Annotated in this window: 17 protein-coding genes and 1 pseudogene; 15 read left to right on the plus strand and 3 right to left on the minus strand. The window is 51.6% G+C overall.

Features of this window, described 5'->3' with window-relative positions; genetic code table 11:
- Positions 1-3: 3 nt before the first annotated feature.
- The 3 genes and pseudogenes from M891_RS0102870 to M891_RS0102880 all read right to left on the minus strand — a co-directional run.
- Positions 4-573: a YdeI/OmpD-associated family protein gene (locus M891_RS0102870; RefSeq protein WP_028537753.1), complete on the minus strand. Its 570-nt coding sequence runs from the start codon at positions 571-573 to the stop codon at positions 4-6.
- 3 nt (positions 574-576) lie between these two features.
- A complete protein-coding gene (locus tag M891_RS0102875) occupies positions 577-1,101 on the minus strand; it encodes a DinB family protein (RefSeq protein ID WP_036699247.1) in 525 nt (174 codons plus the stop codon).
- Between the two features lie 97 nt (positions 1,102-1,198).
- Positions 1,199-1,408: pseudogene (locus M891_RS0102880) on the minus strand (helix-turn-helix transcriptional regulator); the annotation flags it as partial.
- A gap of 138 nt (positions 1,409-1,546) precedes the next feature.
- Here M891_RS0102880 and M891_RS23210 point away from each other — a divergent pair.
- The 15 genes from M891_RS23210 to M891_RS0102955 all read left to right on the plus strand — a co-directional run bounded on the left by M891_RS23210 (position 1,547) and on the right by M891_RS0102955 (position 20,202).
- Positions 1,547-1,756: a hypothetical protein gene (locus M891_RS23210; protein ID WP_036699249.1), complete on the plus strand. Its 210-nt coding sequence runs from the start codon at positions 1,547-1,549 to the stop codon at positions 1,754-1,756.
- 146 nt (positions 1,757-1,902) lie between these two features.
- The gene (locus M891_RS0102890; protein ID WP_028537756.1) at positions 1,903-3,558 is read left to right on the plus strand and encodes an extracellular solute-binding protein; all 1,656 of its coding nucleotides are present in this window, start codon (positions 1,903-1,905) and stop codon (positions 3,556-3,558) included.
- A 61-nt stretch (positions 3,559-3,619) separates the two neighbouring features.
- Positions 3,620-4,543 (plus strand): ABC transporter permease, encoded by a 924-nt coding sequence (locus M891_RS0102895; protein ID WP_028537757.1) that lies wholly within the window; start codon positions 3,620-3,622, stop codon positions 4,541-4,543.
- Positions 4,544-4,553: 10 nt separating this feature from the next.
- Positions 4,554-5,435 carry a carbohydrate ABC transporter permease gene (locus M891_RS0102900; RefSeq protein WP_028537758.1) on the plus strand — a complete coding sequence of 294 codons (882 nt, stop codon included), beginning with the start codon at positions 4,554-4,556 and terminating at the stop codon, positions 5,433-5,435.
- Positions 5,436-5,479: 44 nt separating this feature from the next.
- Positions 5,480-6,610, plus strand: a complete 1,131-nt coding sequence (locus tag M891_RS0102905) for a glycoside hydrolase family 88 protein (RefSeq protein WP_028537759.1) — start codon at positions 5,480-5,482, stop codon at positions 6,608-6,610.
- A 267-nt stretch (positions 6,611-6,877) separates the two neighbouring features.
- On the plus strand, positions 6,878-9,250 hold the full coding sequence (locus M891_RS0102910; RefSeq protein ID WP_028537760.1) for a helix-turn-helix domain-containing protein: 2,373 nt from the start codon (positions 6,878-6,880) through the stop codon (positions 9,248-9,250).
- Positions 9,247-10,917, plus strand: a complete 1,671-nt coding sequence (locus M891_RS0102915; protein WP_028537761.1) for an extracellular solute-binding protein — start codon at positions 9,247-9,249, stop codon at positions 10,915-10,917. Before M891_RS0102910 ends, M891_RS0102915 begins: the two co-directional genes overlap by 4 nt.
- Before the next feature lie 114 nt (positions 10,918-11,031).
- Entirely contained in the window at positions 11,032-13,689 is a 2,658-nt protein-coding gene (locus M891_RS0102920; protein ID WP_036699252.1) for a discoidin domain-containing protein, read from the plus strand.
- Positions 13,690-13,857: 168 nt separating this feature from the next.
- Positions 13,858-14,778, plus strand: coding sequence for a hypothetical protein (locus M891_RS0102925; protein WP_028537763.1), 921 nt, complete (start codon positions 13,858-13,860; stop codon positions 14,776-14,778).
- A 242-nt stretch (positions 14,779-15,020) separates the two neighbouring features.
- A complete protein-coding gene (locus M891_RS0102930) occupies positions 15,021-15,488 on the plus strand; it encodes a hypothetical protein (RefSeq protein ID WP_028537764.1) in 468 nt (155 codons plus the stop codon).
- On the plus strand, positions 15,488-16,510 hold the full coding sequence (locus tag M891_RS0102935; RefSeq protein WP_028537765.1) for a CehA/McbA family metallohydrolase: 1,023 nt from the start codon (positions 15,488-15,490) through the stop codon (positions 16,508-16,510). The genes M891_RS0102930 and M891_RS0102935 overlap by 1 nt, the downstream gene beginning before the upstream one ends.
- A gap of 16 nt (positions 16,511-16,526) precedes the next feature.
- The gene (locus M891_RS0102940) at positions 16,527-17,270 is read left to right on the plus strand and encodes a glycerophosphodiester phosphodiesterase (RefSeq protein WP_009226562.1); all 744 of its coding nucleotides are present in this window, start codon (positions 16,527-16,529) and stop codon (positions 17,268-17,270) included.
- Positions 17,267-18,301 carry a LacI family DNA-binding transcriptional regulator gene (locus M891_RS0102945; protein ID WP_028537766.1) on the plus strand — a complete coding sequence of 345 codons (1,035 nt, stop codon included), beginning with the start codon at positions 17,267-17,269 and terminating at the stop codon, positions 18,299-18,301. Before M891_RS0102940 ends, M891_RS0102945 begins: the two co-directional genes overlap by 4 nt.
- Before the next feature lie 5 nt (positions 18,302-18,306).
- The gene (locus M891_RS0102950; RefSeq protein WP_028537767.1) at positions 18,307-19,131 is read left to right on the plus strand and encodes an ABC transporter permease; all 825 of its coding nucleotides are present in this window, start codon (positions 18,307-18,309) and stop codon (positions 19,129-19,131) included.
- A gap of 30 nt (positions 19,132-19,161) precedes the next feature.
- A complete protein-coding gene (locus M891_RS0102955; protein ID WP_028537768.1) occupies positions 19,162-20,202 on the plus strand; it encodes an ABC transporter ATP-binding protein in 1,041 nt (346 codons plus the stop codon).
- The last annotated feature ends 2 nt before the right edge of the window (positions 20,203-20,204 follow it).

Raw genomic sequence — 20,204 nt, forward strand, 5'->3', positions numbered from 1 at the left:
TATCTAAACCTCCAGCAATCGTCCGCCATCATGCCATTGGCCGTACATTTGATTTGCTTTCGTGCAGGCGATAAATTTATCCAGCCTGCGCTGAAAAAGTTCCGGCTGTTGGAGGACGCTCTGGATCGTATCGATCCGAACTCGTTGATAGAGCGCCGGGAAGTTCTTGAAATTCTCGTAGACTTGCGGATCTTCTCGCAGCCGTTGTTCGATCTGTTTATTAATTTGAAAAGCCTCGGGAGCCATATTGGGAAGAACCTGTCGTCCCTCTTCGGTCATAAGCCCCAACTTCTCAAGGCGACGAACGCGTGCTTTGTTTAACTCCGTCCATGAGCTGTTTGATTGACGTGGAGACAGCCTTTGGGCGGTCTCCGTATCATTGATTTTCTTCTTGGTGCTGTCAATCCAACCAAAGCATAAAGCTTCTTCAACCACATCTAAGTAATAGAGCGTGTCGGGGCTAGGCTTCATGCGTACGACAACCCAACAACACTTCGCAGTACGGCCATGCTCCTGAAGCCAACCCCTCAATTCCGCTCTGGACCTCACGGGAAGCAGATTCTCGATCTTCATCGTTTATTCCAAGGAAGCCGTAGGCTGCTGATTCCAATACAGTGCATAGTCATTCATCGTAGAGGCGTGCCCGAGCTGGCGCAACATGGTGGACACGTTCCCTCGGTGATACGAACCATGATTCACCACGTGAAGGATCATTTCCGATAAACGGGTTTGGCGGGGACCGGCAAACGGATTGTTTAACAACACCGATTGATCCCAATCGGGTTGGGTCTGGAACCATGCGTTAAACTTCTGAGCCAACTCGGTATAGGCATTCGCATAATCATCCACGGATTCTAGCACCTGTTCATTTAGCGAACGGCAGGCTTGAAAGGCTTCGGGCATGTCCATCCCAGTCAGAACCAGATACCACATCTGATCCACCGCATAAATATGGCTTAAGGCATGGGCAAGAGTGGGGAAGGAGCTATTTACTTCTTGGTGGAGCAACGAAGACGGGAGTTCGCGTATTCTTCCTAGGATCGTTTGGTTTGCCCAAGCGTGGTAGTTGTACATGTCGAAAGGAATATTTTGTTTACTCATTTGAATCTCTCCTTTGGTTGTTGATGTTCTGATTATAAAAAAAGAAGTATGACAACAGGCTGTCATACTTCTTCATAAAGTTTTAGTGCTTTTTGGAGCTGTTCTCCATTTTGTACCCGTCCATCAGACCGTACCCGCCTTTGGTTCCTTGGTATGCCACAACCGGAAAACCAGCTGCGCTAAGCACATCCATATCCCGATAGATCGTCCGCGGCGACACCTGAAACTCTTCCGCCAACACCGCTGCCGACAAGACATCATGATTTAGCAATTTATAAATGATGGAGATTAATCGCTCCAATTTCATAGGCTTCTCCTTTGTTCTGCTGATAATCCGCCATTCCCATAAGTTTCGGGTAGTACCTATCAAAATAGTGCGTACGACTGCATATTTTGTGCACAGTTTATCCTATCCTTACTTTGATGTAAAGGAGAGAAAACAAAGGTGGAGATTAATTTGACTCGACCGCTGGAGGATATTGCAACGGTGATTGGATTGTTGAAAGCGGATGTGGGGGAAACCTTGCTAGGTGTTACTTACTTGGTATCTCCCGAACAGCTGATCGAAATCAGCGCTGTCGCTCATCTGAATTCAAACGGAGCAAGCAAGCGAATGAGCTCACTGAACTACTGTTCGGCGGGCTTTTTTACATAGATCATCAACCTCATTGCACAAATCATCAATCCGCCTCAAATGAAATCAACATGCCATTGGAGGTTTTGCCCATAGGCTGCTCTTCGAATCGTTCGTATGCTGAGGATGGGTTCACTCCCATCACAAATCATGGAGGGGAAAGGTATATGAAGACAAAATCCTTAGCCCGCTGGGTCTCCACTGGCCTAGCAATCGGCTTGCTTGGCACCATGCTGCTGGCATGCTCTAACGGGGGGCAGACGAACAGCGCGAAATCGAATGAAGGGGGAGCAGATACCGGCGGCAACAATCCAGTCACCGAAACTGCGACAACGTATCCGATCCAAACCGATAAGAAGCTAACGTATTGGGGGGATTTGACCGGGAACCTGATCGGGATCGTGAATTCCCATAACGATGTCCCGTTCTTCCAGAAGTGGCAAGAGAAAACGGGGGTTTCGCTCGAATTTACCGCACCGCCGGCAGGTCAAGCCCGCGAGGCGTTGAACGTCATGCTGGCCTCGGGTGATTTGCCGGATATGATCGAGTACAACTTTATGAGTTTTCCCGGCGGACCGGAGAAAGCAATCAGTGACGGGTATATTTTGCGCCTGAATGATCTGATCGACAAGTACGCGCCTAATCTGAAGAAGTATTTAGCGGAGCATCCAGAAATCGATAAGATGGTGAAAACCGACAGCGGCAGCTATTACGTCTTCCCGTTTATTCGGGGCGATGAGTACCTGCAGGTCTTCCAAGGCCCGATGATCCGTAAGGATTGGCTGGATGAACTGGGCCTGCCGGTGCCGGAAACGATCGACGAATGGACGACCACGCTTCGTGCGTTTAAAGAGAAGAAGGGGGCTGCCGCTCCGCTCTCGCTGGTCAGCAAGCCACGCTTCTTTAATGAATCCTACAACGGGGCGTTTCTAGGTGCCTACGGGGTAACGCAAGGCTTTTACCAGGAGGACGGCAAAGTCAAATTTGGCCCTGCAGAGCCCGGATTTAAAGAGTATTTAAGATTGTTCCAGTCTTGGTATAAGGAAGGATTGCTCGATAAAAATATTGCGACGGTGGATGGGAAAGCGCTCGACAGCAACCTGGCCTCCGGCGCCACGGGGGCAACGATTGGCAACGCCGGCGGCGGGATGGGGAAATGGCAGCCGCTGATTGAAGCCAACGATCCGAAAGCCGTGCTTGTGGCAGCCCCATATCCGGTGCTGAACAAAGGCGAGAAGCCTAAATTCGGACAGCGCAACCAACCGTACTCCTCTGAAGGCACCGTCGCCATCACGACAACGGCCAAGGATCCGGAGTTGGCGGTGCGGATGCTGGATTACGGCTACAGCGAGGAAGGCCATATGTTCTTTAACTTTGGCGAAGAAGGCGTCAGCTACGAAATGGTGGATGGATATCCGAAATACACCGACTTGCTCATGAATAATCCAGAGAAGCTCGCACCTGCGCAAGCGATCTCGTTACATGCCCGCGGCAGCTACAACGGACCGTTTGTCCAAGACAAACGGTATGCGGAGCAATTCTTCGCCTTGCAAACCCAGCGGGATGCGATTGAAATCTGGAAGAACACCGATGTCGCGAAATACCAATTGCCGCCGATTACGCCAACGCCGGAGGAAAGCTCGGAATACGCTACGATTATGAACGACATTAACACGCTGGTGGATGAGATGACGATCAAGATCATTTTAGGGGAAGAATCCGCAGACCAATTTGAAAGTTATGTAGAAAAAATGAAGTCGCTTCGCCTGGACCGTGCAATCGAGATCCAAACTGCAGCGCTGGAGCGTTACAACAACCGATAAGAAGCATGCGGGAGGGCGGATCTGCCCTCCCGACTTGAAATGAGGTGAACCCCTAAAGCCCATGAATAAACCCGTGTCCTTCAAACGCCGGTTCATCCGGGATTTTCGGTTAAACAAATACTTGTATCTCATGATGATTCCCGTCATCGCCTACTACGTGATTTTTCATTATGGTCCGATGTATGGCGCGATTATCGCCTTTAAGGATTTTACCCCGGTGAAGGGGATCTTGGGGAGCGACTGGGTAGGTCTAAAGCATTTTGAAGAGTTCTTCGGAAGCTACTATTTCTTGCGAGTGCTTAAAAATACCGTTCTCATCAGCTTATATACGTTAATCTTCGAATTTCCCGCACCGATCATCCTGGCCTTATTGATCAATGAAGTGCGCCGCCGCTACTTCAAACGGGTCGTGCAGACCATTACGTACATGCCGTATTTTATCTCTTTAGTTGTCATCTGCGGGATAATTACGGACTTTACGAATGCGGATGGACTGATCAACCGGCTGTTCATGCTGTTTGGATACGATGGTCAAGCGATGCTGCAAAAGCCAGAGCTGTTCCGGCCGATCTACGTGCTGTCGGAAATCTGGCAACGGATCGGTTGGGAATCGATTATCTATATTGCCGCGTTGATGAGTATCGATCTTGAGCAGTACGAAGCCGCGCGAATCGACGGGGCGAGCCGGCTGAAGCAAATGTTCTACATCACCTTGCCCGGTCTGGTGCCTGTCATCACCATCATGTTTATTTTGCGGATCGGAAACTTGTTGAATGTAGGTTTTGAAAAAATCATTTTGCTCTACAATCCGATTACCTACGAAACGGCGGATGTTATTTCCACATTTGTGTACCGCAAAGGGCTATTGGAATTTGGCTGGAGCTACAGCTCGGCCGTAGGATTATTTAACTCGGTGATCAATCTCGCGCTGCTCATCTCCGCGAACTACATCAGCCGCAAAGTGAATGAAAACAGCTTATGGTGAGGTGGAAGCGATGAAGACGGAAAGCGGTTGGCTGGATCGATTATTTAATGTAGTGAATTATACGCTGCTCATTTTGCTCGTGATCGCGACTTTGTATCCGTTGGTCTATGTTCTGTTAGCTTCGCTGAGTGATCCAGCACGCCTGTTGGCCTATAAAGGGTTCCTCTGGAAACCGATCGGTTTTAGTCTGGAAGCTTATCGGGCTGTGCTCGCCAACCCAGGTATCGGGATCGGGTTTCGCAATACGTTGTTTATCGTCGTGTTTGGGGTGACCGTGAATATTTTTATGACCGCCCTGGGCGCTTACGTCTTGTCCCGCAAAAACGTGATGTGGAACAAAGTCTTTATGTTCATCATCGTGTTCACCATGTTTTTCGGCGGTGGCTTAATTCCGATGTACCTGATCGTCAAGGGCGTAGGTCTGTTGGACTCGTTATGGTCCACGATTATCCCGTTTGCTGTCAGCACGTTTAATTTGATTATTATGCGGACGTCGTTTATGGGCATCCCGGACAGTTTAGAGGAGTCGGCCAAGATTGATGGAGCGAACCATTTTACGATTTTGTTCCGAATCATCATCCCGCTCTCAATGCCCGTGATCGCTGTAATGATCTTGTATTATGCTGTAGATAAATGGAACGGTTGGTTCTACGCCTCGGTATTCATTCGAAGCCGGGAGCTGTTCCCTTTGCAGCTCGTACTCCGTGAAATCCTGATCTCGAACTCGACGGACAGTATGTCGATTGGTGCCTCCGCTGGAGATCGGTTCCAGATCGGGGAGACGATTAAATATGCCACGATCATTGTGGCTACGTTTCCGATCATGTGCGTGTATCCTTTTTTACAACGATATTTCGTGAAAGGTGTTATGGTCGGATCCTTGAAGGGGTAATGGATGAAGGGGATATCCACGAGTACAGGTAGAGGAGGAGAAGCATGACAACGACCTTAAATACGATCGGTCAGGAGATCTGGCCGCGGTTGGAGTCCAAGGTGTCGCAGATGAGGGATTCCTTGGGGACCAAGGCTCCACATGTTGCAGGACAAAACGGGATTTATGATGATACGAAGCTGGACTGGTGGACCTCCGGATTCTGGCCGGGAATGCTTTGGCTGATGTACGACATGACAGGAGATGAAGGTTGGCGGGAGGCGGCCTGGTCTTGGGATGAGCGGTTGTTTGCGCTGTTCCAGCAGGAGAATGCTTTTGATCATGATGTTGGGTTTCATTTTTTGCCGACAGCGGTTTTTAAGTATGAACTGACCGGCGACAAAGACGCCTTGCGGCGAGGCTTGTTCGCGGCAAACTTCCTAGCCGGTCGTTTCAACCCAAAGGGCGGCTATCTTAGGGCCTGGAACGGCATCGAAAAGACCGGCTGGTCAATCATCGATACGATGATGAACATCTCACTGCTCTTCTGGGCTTCTGAGGAAAGCGGCGACCCGCGGTTTGCGCATATCGCCAAGGCTCATGCAGATATGGTTATGAAGCAATTCGTACGGGCGGACGGGTCGACCCATCACATCGTGGTGTTTGATCCTGAAACAGGTGAACGTGTGGGGGCATTAGGCGGGCAAGGTGCGGGTCCTGACTCGGCTTGGAGCCGGGGGAACGCCTGGGCGCTATACGGCTTGACGAATACGTACCGTCATACGAATGATGCCGTGTACTTAAGTGCAGCCCAGCGGGTGGCGAATTTCTTTATCGCCAGCTTGCCTGAGGACAATGTCCCTCCGTGGGACTTCCGGGCCGTGCGCGAAGGCGGAGAGGAAGAAATTCCTCGGGACACCTCGGCCGGAGCGATCGCTGCCTCCGGATTGCTGGAGCTTGCCGACCAGCTGGATGAACCCACTGGCCGACCGTACCGCTCTGCAGCTGAGCGGATCTTAAGCTCCCTCGCGGCGAATTATGCTACTTGGGACGAGCCGAAGCATGAGGCGATCCTGCTTCAAGGCACGGGTCATAAGCCAGCGAATCAGAACGTGAACGTGTCGCTGATCTATGGAGATTATTACTTCGTTGAAGCTTTGGCGAAGCTCCAAGGTTGGAGGCGGCGAATTTTCTAAGAACTTGAACTCGATTATAATCAGCCCGAAGGACGACTAAGTCCCTCGGGCTATTGGCATTGGATAGGTTGCAGAACGGCCTGTAAGCAGAATTATCAATCGAATTGAACTTTTTATCTATAGGCTTGGGCCGGGGAAACACGTTATAATTAGGTCTTGATCTGACATACTGACAAACGCATAAAGCCAACGTACCAACGTACTAACGAACCGATTAACCCAGTTACCTGCTTATTTACAAACCAGAAGGATACGGGGGAGGAACGGATGTTGAACATTCAATCTTTGTGGCGGAAACGGGAAAGCGTGATCGTAACCTGGCTCGTTTCGTACAGTGCAGTGTTGTTTGTGCCGATTCTGTTCAGCCTCATCATTTACGCTCAGGCCAATACGGCATTAAAGAGCGAAATTCATCGGGCGAATGATTCATTGCTGAAGCAAATGCGCTACACGATCGATACGCAAATCGATTTGATGAAGCGGCTCAACATGGAGATGACCTGGAGTCCGAACTTGCAAACTTTGATGTACTCAAGCCAATCTGACGCCGAAGCGCCTTACACCGCATATCAGCTTGTCAAGGAGTTCCGCCTGTTCAAGACGTCGTACGCCACGATCGATGAATTTTACGTAGTCTGGAAAAAAGGGGATGCGGTTCTCCGGGCGGGGAATATTCGGGATATCCCTACCGCCTTTCATACGATTCACGAAACCGGAGACCTTAGTTTGGAGACATGGAAACGGTCAGTTTTGGAAGCGGATACAAAGCGCTTTATGGTGCTCCCTCACCTCAATGCGGGGCCTGCGGAATCCTCGATCGCTTATGTCACGCAGCTGCCTGCTGATCTAAATGGGCAAGAGACCGGGACCGTTGTGGTGATGACGGATACGAGCCGATTCCAGCAGGCACTTGAGGGGATCTCCGGCTTCAGTGATGGTCTGCTAATGATCCTCAATCAGAATGACGAAGTGCTGATGACCAATCGGGACCCTGCCGAGGAGCTGCTTCCCTTTATGGAGGGCAACCGCGTAAGGCTAGATCAGGCGAAGGTCGGAGAATCGGAGCTGTTCTATATGGATTCGGCGGTATCGGATCTTAAATATGCGTTGATCATCCCAAGCGGGTTGTATTGGGAAAAAGCCGTGAACGTCCGCAATTTCACGTATATCAGCATCCTGGTCAGCTTGGTCGGTGCCAGCGTGTTGACGTGGTTTTTTATGCGCCGTAATTATTCTCCTATCCAACAGCTGGTGGAGTCGTTGAAGGACAAAACGTCGCAGTCTGTACCTGGAGAACCGAATGAGCTCCGGTTTATCCAGAACATGATCCAGCGGGCCCGGAGCGAGAAGAATGAGATTGCCCAGCAACTCCAGAAGCATCAGCAGGTGCTTCGTTCGAATTTGATCTATCGACTGCTGAAGGGGAAGACCGACCCGCTTGTTCCTTATGAGGAATCGTTTCGTTCCTTTCAGATGCCGCTGTATTCGCGGGATTTTGCAGTTATTTTATTTGTGATCGAAAATGAAGATCGACTCTATGACAAGTTGCCTGGCGTGGGATTAAGCGAACGGAGCAAACTGATTCAGCTGATCATCTCCAATGTGGTCGAGGAACTGGTTGCCACGCGAGGACATGTGGGCTATGTTGCGGAGGTCGACGAGATGATCGTATGCCTGGTGAATTTGCAGGCGGATTCCGTGACATGGAGCGAGGATTTGAGAGCGATTGCGGCGGAAGCTCAGCGATTCTTGGAGCGTTACGAGATGGAGCTGACGATTTCGTTCAGCGGTCGCCATCCATCCTGGATTGGCATTCATGAGGCGTATCAAGAAGCAGTGGATGCGATGGAATACAAGATGGTTTTGGGGAAGAAAGGGATCATTGCTTACGGGGAAATCCAGCAAGAGACGACAGGTGGGATGTATGGGTATGACTATCCGCTGCAGACCGAGCAGCAGCTGATTAACTTCATCAAAGCCGGGGATGCCGAACAGGCCGGTCATTACATGAATGAGATCATGAAGCGGAATTTGGAGAAGCCGGTGATGTCGCTGAATGTGGCTAAATGCCTCATGTTTAATTTGGTAAGTACGATGATCAAGGTCATCCATGAACTTGGCGGACATGAGGATGATTGCCGGCTGGCCGATTATCCGCTATGGATCGATGAGGTGCTGGCCTGTGATACCGTACAGGAAATGCAAAGCGCTCTGCAAAGCTTGCTGCATGAGGTCTGCACCTTTGCCGCCGACAAACGTGCAAGCCATCTGTTAAGAGAACGGGAGGACTCGCTCCGCAACCTGATCGAGAAAGTGTCGGCGTATATCGCGGAACGATATAACGACGCCAACTTAAATGTCAATGCGATTGGTGATCATTTTGGGATGAAAGGCAGTTACCTCTCCAAGCTTTACAAGAATCAGACGGGAGAAGGCTTGCTGGACAGCATCCACCGATGTCGAATTGAGAAGGCGAAGGAGCTCATGCGAGCGCAATCGGAATCGATCAGCGAGCTGTCCAAAGTAGTGGGGTATAACGATGCCGCTACGTTTATTCGGGTGTTTAAGAAGTATGAAGGCATCACGCCAGGCAGATATAAAGAGATCAGCGGCATGAATGGGAAGGAGGTTACGGTATGAGTCGGAATCGAGATCAGGTTCAGCCTTATGCAAACCGAGGACTCGCGATGGTGGTGATCCTGGCGTTGTTTGTCTTGTTGAGCTCTTGTGATTCCAGTGTGAGGCCTTTCCATGGGTCATCCGCTGCTTCGGTGGAGAGTCCACAGGAGATACAACAATCGGTCGGGAAAGAAGCGAAGGAACAGGTGACGCTGACCTATTGGGCTGAGCTCAACGGAAATGCAGCCAGTATCAAATCTAAGTTCAGCGAAGTTCCCTTCTTTCAAGTATGGCAACGGAGAACCGGAGTCCAGCTTAATTTCATTCAGCCTCCAGCCAATCAAGGGAAGGAGGCAATCAGCGTCCTGCTTGCTTCCGGAGAACTGCCGGATTTGATCGAATATGAATGGATCAATTATCCGGGCGGCCCGGAGAAGGCAATGAACGATGGTTATATTCTGAGGCTTAACGATATCCTGGACCAAAATGCCCCGAATTTGAAAAAGTATCTCCAAGCCCATCCCGAAATTGATCTCCAAGTTCGTACTGCAAACGGCAGTTACTACGCTTTCCCTTTTATTCAGGGTGAACCGCGGCTTCGCACTTACCAAGGCCCGATCATCCGCAAGGATTGGCTGGATGACCTTGGGCTTGAGATTCCGGAGACAATCGAGGAATGGCATGATGTGCTGAAGGCGTTCAAAGAACGGAAGGGAGCAGAGGCTCCGCTCACCTTCCTTGGCGTACCCAATCCGTTGTTTGGTATCGAAGGCGGTGGATTCGTTGGCGCTTTTGGGATTAAGAAAAACTTCTACCAGGAGCAGGGGAAGGTCAAATTTGGCGCCATCGAGCCGGAGTACAAGGCGTTTCTCGCACTGTTCCGCGACTGGTATCAGGAAGGGCTTATCGATCCCAACCTTGCTGCAGTGGACTCGGAAACCCAGGATACAAGCATGATTCTCGGGCGCAGCGGCGCCAGCATCTGGAACGCCGGGGCGGGAATCGGGACTTGGTTGCCGGTGATGCGAGCCCGGGACCCGAAGGTCGAACTGGCGCCGACGCCTTATCCGGTACTGAAAAAGGGGGATCGTCCGAAATTTGGTCAACTTGCTCCGGTCGTGGGAGTCAGCGGCAGTGTTGCGATCTCAACAAGCAATCAGCATGTGGAGGAATCGGCCCGGATGCTGGATTATGGTTACAGCCCTGAGGGGCATATGCTGTTCAACTTTGGGATCGAAGGGGTTAGCTATGAAATGAAGGACGGTTATCCAGCTTATACCGACCTCATTTTAAACAATCCGAACCAGTGGGCTCCATCACAAGCGCTGGCGATGTATACACGGGCTAGTTATTTTGGTCCGTTCGTGCAAGATGTACGGTATATGGAGCAGTATTATGCGTTGCCAGAGCAGCAGGAGGCTACCCGGCTGTGGTCCGACACGGACGCTGCGCTGCACATCTTGCCGGTACTGCCGAAGACCGAGGAGGAGAGTACGGAGTTTTCGGTCATTATTCAGGACGTGAACCGCCTCGTGGATGAGATGTCGCTTAAGATCATCTATGGGATGGAGCCGCTGGATGCGTTTGAAGGTTACGTGGAGCAAATCCACGCCATGGGGATCGACCGGGCGATTCAAATCCAACAACAGTCCCTTGATCGATATAACGCGGCATTATCTGCGAGATGATGGTTGGATTTGGATAAAATGGCAACGCGAGTGGCGTTTTTGAGCATCGATAAACAAGCTTTCTCGCTTTACAATCGGGGGTGAATCCCATATACAAAGGAGGAAGATGATGTGATGCGCAAAAGATGGCCCGCTCTGCTGCTCGCCCTCGCCGTTGTCGCCGGATTCGCTGTTCCGGGAGGAGGTGCTGTCTCGGTGTCAGCTGAAGAAGCGAATCCTACAGCTAATCAAGGTCCGTCCCTTGGTCGTGATGGGAGAAGCCTGCTTTATCCCAAGGGGTGGTATCCGGGATACCGGACGGAAGAGGGGCAATTTTTGCATGACTTCTCCTATGCAGGCTATCGGAGAGGTGAGATGCCGATCCCTTCCGTTAACAAGCACCGGGGCATTAATGTAACGAAATCTCCGTACCGTGCGGACCCTACGGGGCGTACAGACTCCACACGCGCCATTCAGCAAGCGATTGATGATGCGGCGGAGCGCGGTGGAGGCGTGGTCTACCTTCCCAAAGGGACGTACCGTGTGACACCCCAGGAAGGGAAGGATTATGCTCTGAATATCCACTCCAGCGGGGTGGTGCTTAAGGGTGACGGGCAGCAACAGACGCATATTTACAATACTCAGGAGTTTATGAAACAAAAGGACATCATCCGGGTTGGCAATGGAGATTGGAAACGGACCAGCACGGTGACCAAGCTGCGCAAAACGGTGTCCGAACCTACGGTGCTGTTGCCCGTAGAAAGCACGGATGGCTTTCAAGTGGATGACTTTGTCGTGATCACCTTTGAGACGACGGAAGGCTTCCTGAAGGAGCATGGGATGCAGAATAAATGGGCTTCCCGTCTAGGTAAGGTGGAGCCGATATTTTATCGGCAGATCGTGGCGGTTGATCCCAAGGCCAGAACCCTGACCCTAGATATTCCTACCCGATATCCTCTGAAGCTTCGCGATGACATTACGATTACCAAAACGGAAGCCCCCATTACGGAAGTTGGCCTGGAGGACTTCTCGATCGCGAACGTTGAGAACTCGAAGCCGGGGCTTGGGGAAGATGATTTCAAAGTGGAAGGAACCGCCGGGTACGAATCTGATAATGCTAAAGCGATCAATATGATTGCAGTGGCTAACAGTTGGATCCGCAATGTTAGCACGTACAAGCCGCCGGGGAATGCCACCTACCATATTTTATCGAAGGGCATTATTTTAGACCGGACAAAAAATATCACCGTCGACAACGTCACGATGCAGTATCCGCAATACCGGGGAGCCAACGGAAACGGCTATCTGTACCAATTCATCGGAAACGATAACCTGATTAAGAACAGCCGTGCCGTTGGGGCGAGACACAGCTTCACCTATGCCAATTTCTCAGCAAATGGCAATGTGTTGCTCGATTCGTATTCTGAGAACTCTTTTTACCTCACGGACTTCCACATGTATTTGAGCATGGCCAATTTGATTGATAATTTCACGGTGAACGGGGACGCGATATCCGCGATTACAAGGGATTACGGCTCGTCCGCAACGAGCCGGCACGGCGTAGTGACAACCGAAAGCGTATTTTGGAATACGAAAGGCATCGCTGCCCATTCAAGTAAACCTGGGGTCATTATCGAATCGGAGCAGTTTGGCAACGGGTATATCATCGGTACCCAAGGGAAAGTGAACGGGGTGAAGGTCGATATTGTAGGCTCGATCCCGGATGCCGATACCTCGCCGTTTGATTGGGTTGAAGGCGTTGGGCAAGGGGAGCGGCTATTCCCGCAAAGCTTGTACAAGGATCAAACGAAGCAACGGTTGGATCTTCAGGCCTTAGGTCTCCAGTCGATCCTCGTCAACGGGGAAGCCGTAGCGGGCGTGCAATTTTTGCGAACGCAATATGATTACGTACTGCCCTTTGGCACGACAGAAACCCCAGTCCTTTCTGCACAGGCGGTTTCCGAGGATGCCCGTCTCAAGATCGATCAACCTAAAGGGATCGACGGAACTGGTGTAATTACGATTACACGGCGTGGAAAGACACAAACGGTTCGGGTGAAGTTCAGCGTGGCGAAGACGCCGGTGCTGCCGGAGAATATTACGATTGCTCCGGACAAAAGCGTACCGGGCTGGCGTTCCGCCGGTTATGCGATCAGTGCAGGCAAGACCGGACGTCTGCAATCTTTCCTGACGCTCGATAATGGAGAAGTCGTGAACACTTCCGAGTTGAATATCCCGGTAACGTACCGGGTTAGTGACGAACAGGTGGGCTATATCGAAGGGAATACATTTTACGCTGAACGGCCCGGTGTCGTTGATATCATTGCCAGCTGCCAGCTCCAAGGCGTGATTGTTGAAGCGCGCCAGACCTTTGAGGTGCTGGAACCTATCCCTGAGCCGGAGGGACCTTTAGCCGCAATTGCCAAAGTATCGGCCAGCGCAGATGACGGCAATGTGCCGAGCAACACACTGGATCGTGATCCGGACACCCGTTGGTCGGCGGATGGGAAAGGCCAATATTTACAGATAGAGCTGGATGAGGTCACGACGGTAGATGGGGTGAGCCTGTGGTTTTATAACGGTCACACCCGTTCGAACTATTTTGATCTGGAGGTCTCCGTGGATGGCGTGCATTTCGAACCCGTTCTAACGGGGATGGCCAGCAAGAAACAAACGGAGCTGGAGACGTTTGAGTTTACGCCGACGCCGGCAAAATTTATCCGATATGTGGGGCAAGGTAACGAGATCAATACGTGGAACAGCTTGCTTGAAGTTTGGGTTCACGCTGAATAATGTCGAATAATCAGGGCTGGAATCCCTCTACAATAGGCCAAACAGATCATTTGCGCTCCTCCGTTTTATGTTAATCTCATTCTGAATCAAATCGCCCTGGAAGAAGTACGGACATTTGAGGATCGCATCACAGGGAAATCAGAGAAGGAATGGAGTGTAGAGGAACGAGTGAAGAACAAGGCAATCTTGCTGTTGTTGGCAATCTGTTTGGCGGGAATTATGGGAGTCACCACTCCGGCCCAAGCAGAGGCAAGATCAACCAAAGCCATTTGGGCATGGGATTTCTATGATGCGGCTTCCAACTCACAAAAAATTACGTCTTTGCTGGAGTTTTTGAAGGACCAGAACATCAACCTGTTGTTTATTGGAACAAGCAGAACGCTGCCGGATCAACCGGCAACCTATACGGAGCTGATCAATCGTGCACATGCGGAGGGGATCCGCGTCTTTGCGCTGGTCGGAAGAGCCGAGTGGGCCTTGGAAGGACGACATCGCGATGCGCTCGCAGAGCTTCGTCAGGTGCTGGCGTTTAATGCTTCCCACCCGGACAGCACCTTTGACGGCATTCAATTTGATATTGAACCGCATGTCTTGCCGGAATACCAAACGAAGCGAGGTTCTGTCAATTATCAATACCTGCAGGTGTTGAAGAAAATCGCGGCAGAAATTCGCACCAGCGGCAATCCGCTCGAGTTTAATGCGGCGATTCCTTGCTGGTATGCGACAGGGGAAAATCCGGTGATGGTGGAGACAGGCGGACAACGGAAGCCGTTAAGTTACTTCGTATTGGATATCGTGGATACCGTATCCCTAATGGCTTACCGCGACACGGCTGACCGGCAGATTCGCGCGTCATTGGCGGAAGCCGATTATGCCGCAAGCTTGGGGAAGAAGGTTTATATCGGTGCAGAGACCAGTCCGCCTAATGGCTCTACGATTCCCAGTGAGATTACGTACTATAATAAAGGCTTAGTTTACATGAACCAACAGATTCAGGCCATCAACGCTTATTTTGCGCAGCATGCCGGGTTTGGCGGCATCGCCATCCATCAATACCCTGCTTACCGAATTATGCTGCAAGACCGGTAAGAAGCAATCGGCGGGTAAGGCTTATCTGTACGCATACGGACAACTGAACATGAATAAGGATGAAAAAAGAAGGATGCGAACCTGTTCGCTTCCTTCTTTTGCTTTTACACAAGATTAACACGCGGATGATACCGCCTTGATGTTCGAGCAGTACCATGAGAACATGTGGGACCGTTCCCACTTCAAGATAGGTCATTAGGCTTTGTGATGATTCTATAAAACAAGAAAGGCGATGAGCCGTATTGCTAGTACTCGATGTGATGGGGCGTGTGACGCCGGACAATAACAAGACGCATATTCGTATTCCGTTTCAATTGGATGAGGATTGCAGCCGGTTGCGACTGAAATTTGAATATACTCCGAAGCTGCTGGAAGAGCGCGGACGATCTTTGGAACTGCTAAGTCAAAGCTTCGACGCATATCTGCTGCCGGAACAGAAGGCACCGGCATTAGCCCAAGCAGACAAATATATCCCCCTGAAAAACCTGATCACGCTCTCGCTTGACGATCCGCTAGGTTATCGGGGCGCCTGTCATCGTCATGATCCGGTACAGGAGCTGGCGCTTTCGGCAAGGGAAGCTTCCCCTGGGTTACTTCCAGGCCCTCTACCCGCCGGAGATTGGGAAGTCACGCTAAGCGTTCACTCGATCGTCACGGATACCTGTAATTATTTGCTCCAAGTTTGGGCGGAAAAGGAGAATGAGGCGTAATGAAATGGTTGGCTTGTGAGCTGCATACTCATACGCTGCATAGCGACGGCGCCCAGACGCTGGAAGAGTTAGCAGAGGGCGCGGCAAAACTTGGGTTCGATGCAATTGCGCTTACCGATCACAATACGATGACCGGGCTCGCAGGGAAGGAGACGATCTCCAAAAAGTTTGGACTGCTCATCGTTCCTGGGATGGAGTGGACGACATTCTATGGCCATATGGTGACGATCGGATTAAGCGAATATGCGGATTGGCGGAAAGCCGACCGCAGCAAGATCGATGAGGGGATTCAAGCGGTGCATCGACTCGGCGGGATTGCCGGTTTGGCTCATCCGTTCCGGATCGGCAGTCCGGCTTGCACCGGATGCTTCTGGGAGTATGAGATTCAGGACTGGTCCGTTGTTGACTATATTGAGGTTTGGTCTGAGACGTTTGCTTCCATTCGCACCAACAACCGACGAGCGTATGCCCTCTGGACCGACAAGCTGAGTGAAGGCTTGCGGATCTCAGCGACGTCTGGCCGGGATTGGCATGTGCAGAAGGAGACGGATGAGCCGCTGTCGGTGACCTATCTCGGCATCCCGGAAGACGAATTGCCGAAGGAGGAACATCTGGTCAACGCACTTCGAGAAGGGAAAGCTTCGGTGACGATCGGCCCGTTGCTGCTGCTCTCGGTGAGCTGCGGCGGCGAAAGCTACGCTCTGGGTTCCGTCATTCCGTCACCTCTGCAACCGGAAGAGGACACGGATATGCAAGCGGAGATCACGATTGATTTCTCCGTTCGGCCGGGGTTATGGTCGTTGCCCGATCAAAATTTCAAGCTGATCCTCTGCTCGGACCGGGGCCAGGAGCTGGATACCGAGGTGATGTGGAACGGCGGCAAACCGGGCGACGATGTCATCCGTCTATCCGGTTTGCCGCTCTCGTCTGAGCCGAGAAAATGGCTGCGAGCCGAGCTTTGGGGGAGGGTGCGCGAAATTTATACGTTAATTGCTTTTACCAATCCGGTTTATTTCGATTAAGGAGGTAATTCATGACATGAAGCAATTCCCTTTGATCACAGCTCATACCGGGTGCATGGGGCACCCCGATCATTCCTTAGCCTCATTTAATGCTGCATTGGCCCTTGGAGTGGACGTTTATGAAGACGACATTCGGATTACGCGAGACGCAAAGTTGGTGTTGGCTCATGACGACGAGGTGGTGCTTGCAGATGGACGGCAGACCCGATTATCAGACATTACACTGGCGGAGCTGGAGGAATTTTCGAAGGAGGAGCGTCTCCCTCTGGAATCCGTTCTGCGTTGGATCAAAGAAACCGGAAAAACGATGAACCTTGATATCAAATCAGCGGCCTGCCTGGAACCAGCGGCTGCGACGCTGCTCCAAATGGGAATGACGAATCAAGCCTTCTTCAGCGGATGTGGGTATGCGGTTGCCATGGAAGCTGAACGTCTCACCCCGTCCATTCGTAAGCTGCTGAACGTCAATATCGACAGCTTTCGATTGAGCTCATATGCAGAGGCTGTTGCCCAGGCCTGTGATGAAGCCCGTTCGGCGCGATGCTTCGGGTTAAACGTTCCGTACCAGTTGGTTCGACCGGAGCTCATAACCGCGGCGAGACAAGTAGGGCTGGCGGTCTATGTGTGGACGGTCGCAGAGCCAGACGTTATGCGGCGAATGGCTGGCTTGGGCGTAGATTCGATCACATCCCGGAATGTTGCCGAGCTGATCGCTGTGAAAAACGAAATGATCGCAAGTGAAGGAGAGACTCTACGTTGACTAGGAAGCCGAACCATGGCTTGCGGGAGATAGCCCGGGTGGCGGGAGTATCCAAGTCCACCGCCTCCCGGGTGATCTCCGGCAACGGATATGCCAGTGCGGAGGTGAAGGAACGGGTGCTGCAAGCGGCGGAAGCTCTCCATTACAAGCCGAATGCTGTCGCCCGGGCGATGGTGACCAAACGCACCTACAATCTTGGGGTCATCGTATTTCGTGAGAAGCCGCCGATCGTCTCTCATCCGCTGTACGGCAAAATCATTGACGAAATTCTGTTCGCTTCCGAAGCCCGCGGGTATTCTGTCTTCTTGAAGACGGATCGAGAGATGAGCTTACGCTCCACCGATTTTTTACTGGAACAGCGGGTGGATGGATTGATTCTGGTCAGCCGTTTGCAGAAGAACGTGATCGATTACGTCAAAAAATTTCATCTGCCTTACCTCATGGTCAACGGTTCGACCGACGATCCGGATGTGATTCATCTCGTCAGCAACGATGAAACTGGCGGCGCGCGGGCAGCCGAATATCTATACGGGCTGGGACATCGTCAATTTTTCGTCATCGCCGGACCAGTGGAGCATCGCAGTCACTCGCTCCGCTTAACGGGATTCCTCCGGCGTCTGGAACAATTAGGCCTCTCGGAGCAATCCGGCGCTGTAAGGGTGATTCCTTCTCCGGAGTCCAGCTTTGATACCGGCTTCCAACGGATGGAGAAGCACTTCTCGGACTTTCGGAAATACGGATATACCGCGCTGTTCACGACCAACGACATGCTGGCGCTAGGCGCCATGAAGTTGCTGCTGGATCGAGGCGTTCAGATTCCCCAGGAAGTTGCTGTCTTGGGGTACGACGATATCGAGCTTGGCCGCATGTACTCACCGTCGCTGTCAACGGTTACCGTAAATGCCGTCGGGATCGGACGAGATGCGGTGGAGCTGTTGGACAAGCTGATCCGCGGCGAAGCCGATTTGCCGAAGCTGGTGGAATATGAGAGTTATGTGGTCAAACGTCAATCAACGGAAGGGAAGGAGTGACCTGAATGGGATGGTATTGGAAAAAAGTAGGGGCAAGGCGAATTATCGAGTTTGTGCTGCTTACCGTGTTTGCGATATTTTTCGCCGGCCCGCTCTTGAACCTGCTGGTGCTGGCGTTCAGTGAGAAGTGGAACTATCCGGAACTCTTGCCGGCGACTTGGGGATTCAAATGGTGGAACTTCGTATTAGCCAAGGACGACATCGTCTCCTCGATTTCATTGTCGTTCTTGATCGCAGTGATCGTAACGGCGTTATCCATCCTGATCTGTATTCCAGCTGCGTATGCATTCGCGAGAATCCAGTTTCCGCTGAAGCGAATGTTCTTGTTCTCGTTCCTGCTGACGCATGCATTCCCGAAGATGGGGTTATATGTCTCGATTGCGGTGTTGTTTTATCGAATTGGTCTCATGAATACCCTGCTGGGTGTCGTCTTGATTCATATGATTAATGTGTTGATGTTCATGACTTGGATTCCTACGGCTGCCTTCCGTAATGTGCATCGGGCGCAGGAGGAATCGGCACGGGATGTTGGGGCAACTCCATTTCGGGTGTTTCGGAGTATCACGTTGCCCATGGCGATGCCCGGCATTATGGTTGCTTCGGTCTTTACCTTTCTCAACTCGTTGGATGAGGCGCAAGGGACCTTCCTTGTGGGGATTCCGGATTTCAAGACAATGCCGATCGTGATGTACTCCATTATTTCGGACTTTCCGAGCAGCGCAGGAGCGGTGTTCTCCATCATTTTAACCTTGCCGACCATTATCTTGCTGCTTGCTGCACAACGTCTGGTCAGCGCAGATGTGCTGGCGAGCGGGTTCCAAACGAAATAAGCCGACCCAAGGGAAAAGGGGGTAAACCGCATGCAATTAGTGTTGCAAAATTTGACGAAACGTTATAAGACAGGGGACGGAGTCAGCGATATCAACTTAACCGTGAAGCAAGGTGAGCTCGTGACCCTGCTGGGTCCATCGGGATGCGGAAAGACGACGGTGCTGCGCAGTATCGGCGGCTTTCTCGAACCAGATGGGGGGGACATCCTGATCGAAGGCCGTAGCGTTATCGGGGTGCCGCCGGAGAAGCGCCCTACGTCGATGGTGTTTCAAAGTTACAATTTATGGTCGCACATGTCTGTGTACGAAAATTTGGCGTTTGGGCTGAAGATCCGTAAAATGCCCAAATTGGAAATCCGTGCTGCCGTCGCTGACGCGTTGAAGCTGGTCCGGTTATCGGGTTACGAGAAGAAGTATCCTGCTGAATTGTCGGGCGGACAGCAGCAACGCGTCGCCTTGGCCCGCTCCTTGTTGCTGAAGCCGGCTGTGCTGCTGTTGGACGAGCCGTTCTCGGCGCTGGATGCGAAGCTACGTCACGAGATGCGTGAGGAACTCCGTGAAATTCAAATGCAAACCGGACTTACGATGGTGTTCGTAACGCATGACCAAGAGGAGGCCTTGTCGCTCTCCGACCGGATCGTGGTGATGAATCACGGGCGAATCGAGCAAATCGCAGGCCCGCAACAAATTTACGATGCGCCTGAGACTTTATATGTGGCAAGCTTTATCGGCAAGATGAACTTTTTGGAGGGGGTGGCGGATGAACGGAGCATCCGGATCGGCGCGCTCCGCTTTCCGAATGAGAAGCGGCTCAGCGGCAAAGTTACCGCAGCGATCCGACCGGAGGATGTCGTGTTAAGTGAGGCAGAGGAGAATGAAGAGAAGTTGGCGGGGAGAATCAAGCAAGTGATGGTACTAGGGCATTATGCCGAAGTGACCGTGGAGCTGCCGGGATGGGGGACGCTGCGTACGTTCCAATCGAAGGAAGCAACACAGCACTTGTCGGTTGGGAAGGACGTTGGCGTCAAGATCGTCAAATTGATCGGGTTTCCGTCAGGTGAACCCAACTAAGG

The organism is Paenibacillus sp. J14, assembly GCF_000518465.1.
Classification (GTDB): domain Bacteria; phylum Bacillota; class Bacilli; order Paenibacillales; family Paenibacillaceae; genus Fontibacillus; species Fontibacillus barengoltzii.

Bases quoted from the DNA above. Each gene is read 5' to 3' on its own strand.
- M891_RS0102955 (WP_028537768.1), top strand. From the start codon at position 19,162: ATGCAATTAGTGTTGCAAAATTTGACGAAACGTTATAAGACAGGGGAC.
- M891_RS0102915 (WP_028537761.1), top strand. From the start codon at position 9,247: ATGAGTCGGAATCGAGATCAGGTTCAGCCTTATGCAAACCGAGGACTC.
- M891_RS0102920 (WP_036699252.1), top strand. From the start codon at position 11,032: ATGCGCAAAAGATGGCCCGCTCTGCTGCTCGCCCTCGCCGTTGTCGCC.
- M891_RS0102950 (WP_028537767.1), top strand. From the start codon at position 18,307: ATGGGATGGTATTGGAAAAAAGTAGGGGCAAGGCGAATTATCGAGTTT.
- M891_RS0102910 (WP_028537760.1), top strand. From the start codon at position 6,878: ATGTTGAACATTCAATCTTTGTGGCGGAAACGGGAAAGCGTGATCGTA.
- M891_RS0102870 (WP_028537753.1), bottom strand. From the start codon at position 573: ATGAAGATCGAGAATCTGCTTCCCGTGAGGTCCAGAGCGGAATTGAGG.
- M891_RS0102940 (WP_009226562.1), top strand. From the start codon at position 16,527: ATGAAGCAATTCCCTTTGATCACAGCTCATACCGGGTGCATGGGGCAC.
- M891_RS0102900 (WP_028537758.1), top strand. From the start codon at position 4,554: ATGAAGACGGAAAGCGGTTGGCTGGATCGATTATTTAATGTAGTGAAT.
- M891_RS0102890 (WP_028537756.1), top strand. From the start codon at position 1,903: ATGAAGACAAAATCCTTAGCCCGCTGGGTCTCCACTGGCCTAGCAATC.
- M891_RS0102875 (WP_036699247.1), bottom strand. From the start codon at position 1,101: ATGAGTAAACAAAATATTCCTTTCGACATGTACAACTACCACGCTTGG.
- M891_RS0102895 (WP_028537757.1), top strand. From the start codon at position 3,620: ATGAATAAACCCGTGTCCTTCAAACGCCGGTTCATCCGGGATTTTCGG.
- M891_RS0102905 (WP_028537759.1), top strand. From the start codon at position 5,480: ATGACAACGACCTTAAATACGATCGGTCAGGAGATCTGGCCGCGGTTG.
- M891_RS0102935 (WP_028537765.1), top strand. From the start codon at position 15,488: ATGAAATGGTTGGCTTGTGAGCTGCATACTCATACGCTGCATAGCGAC.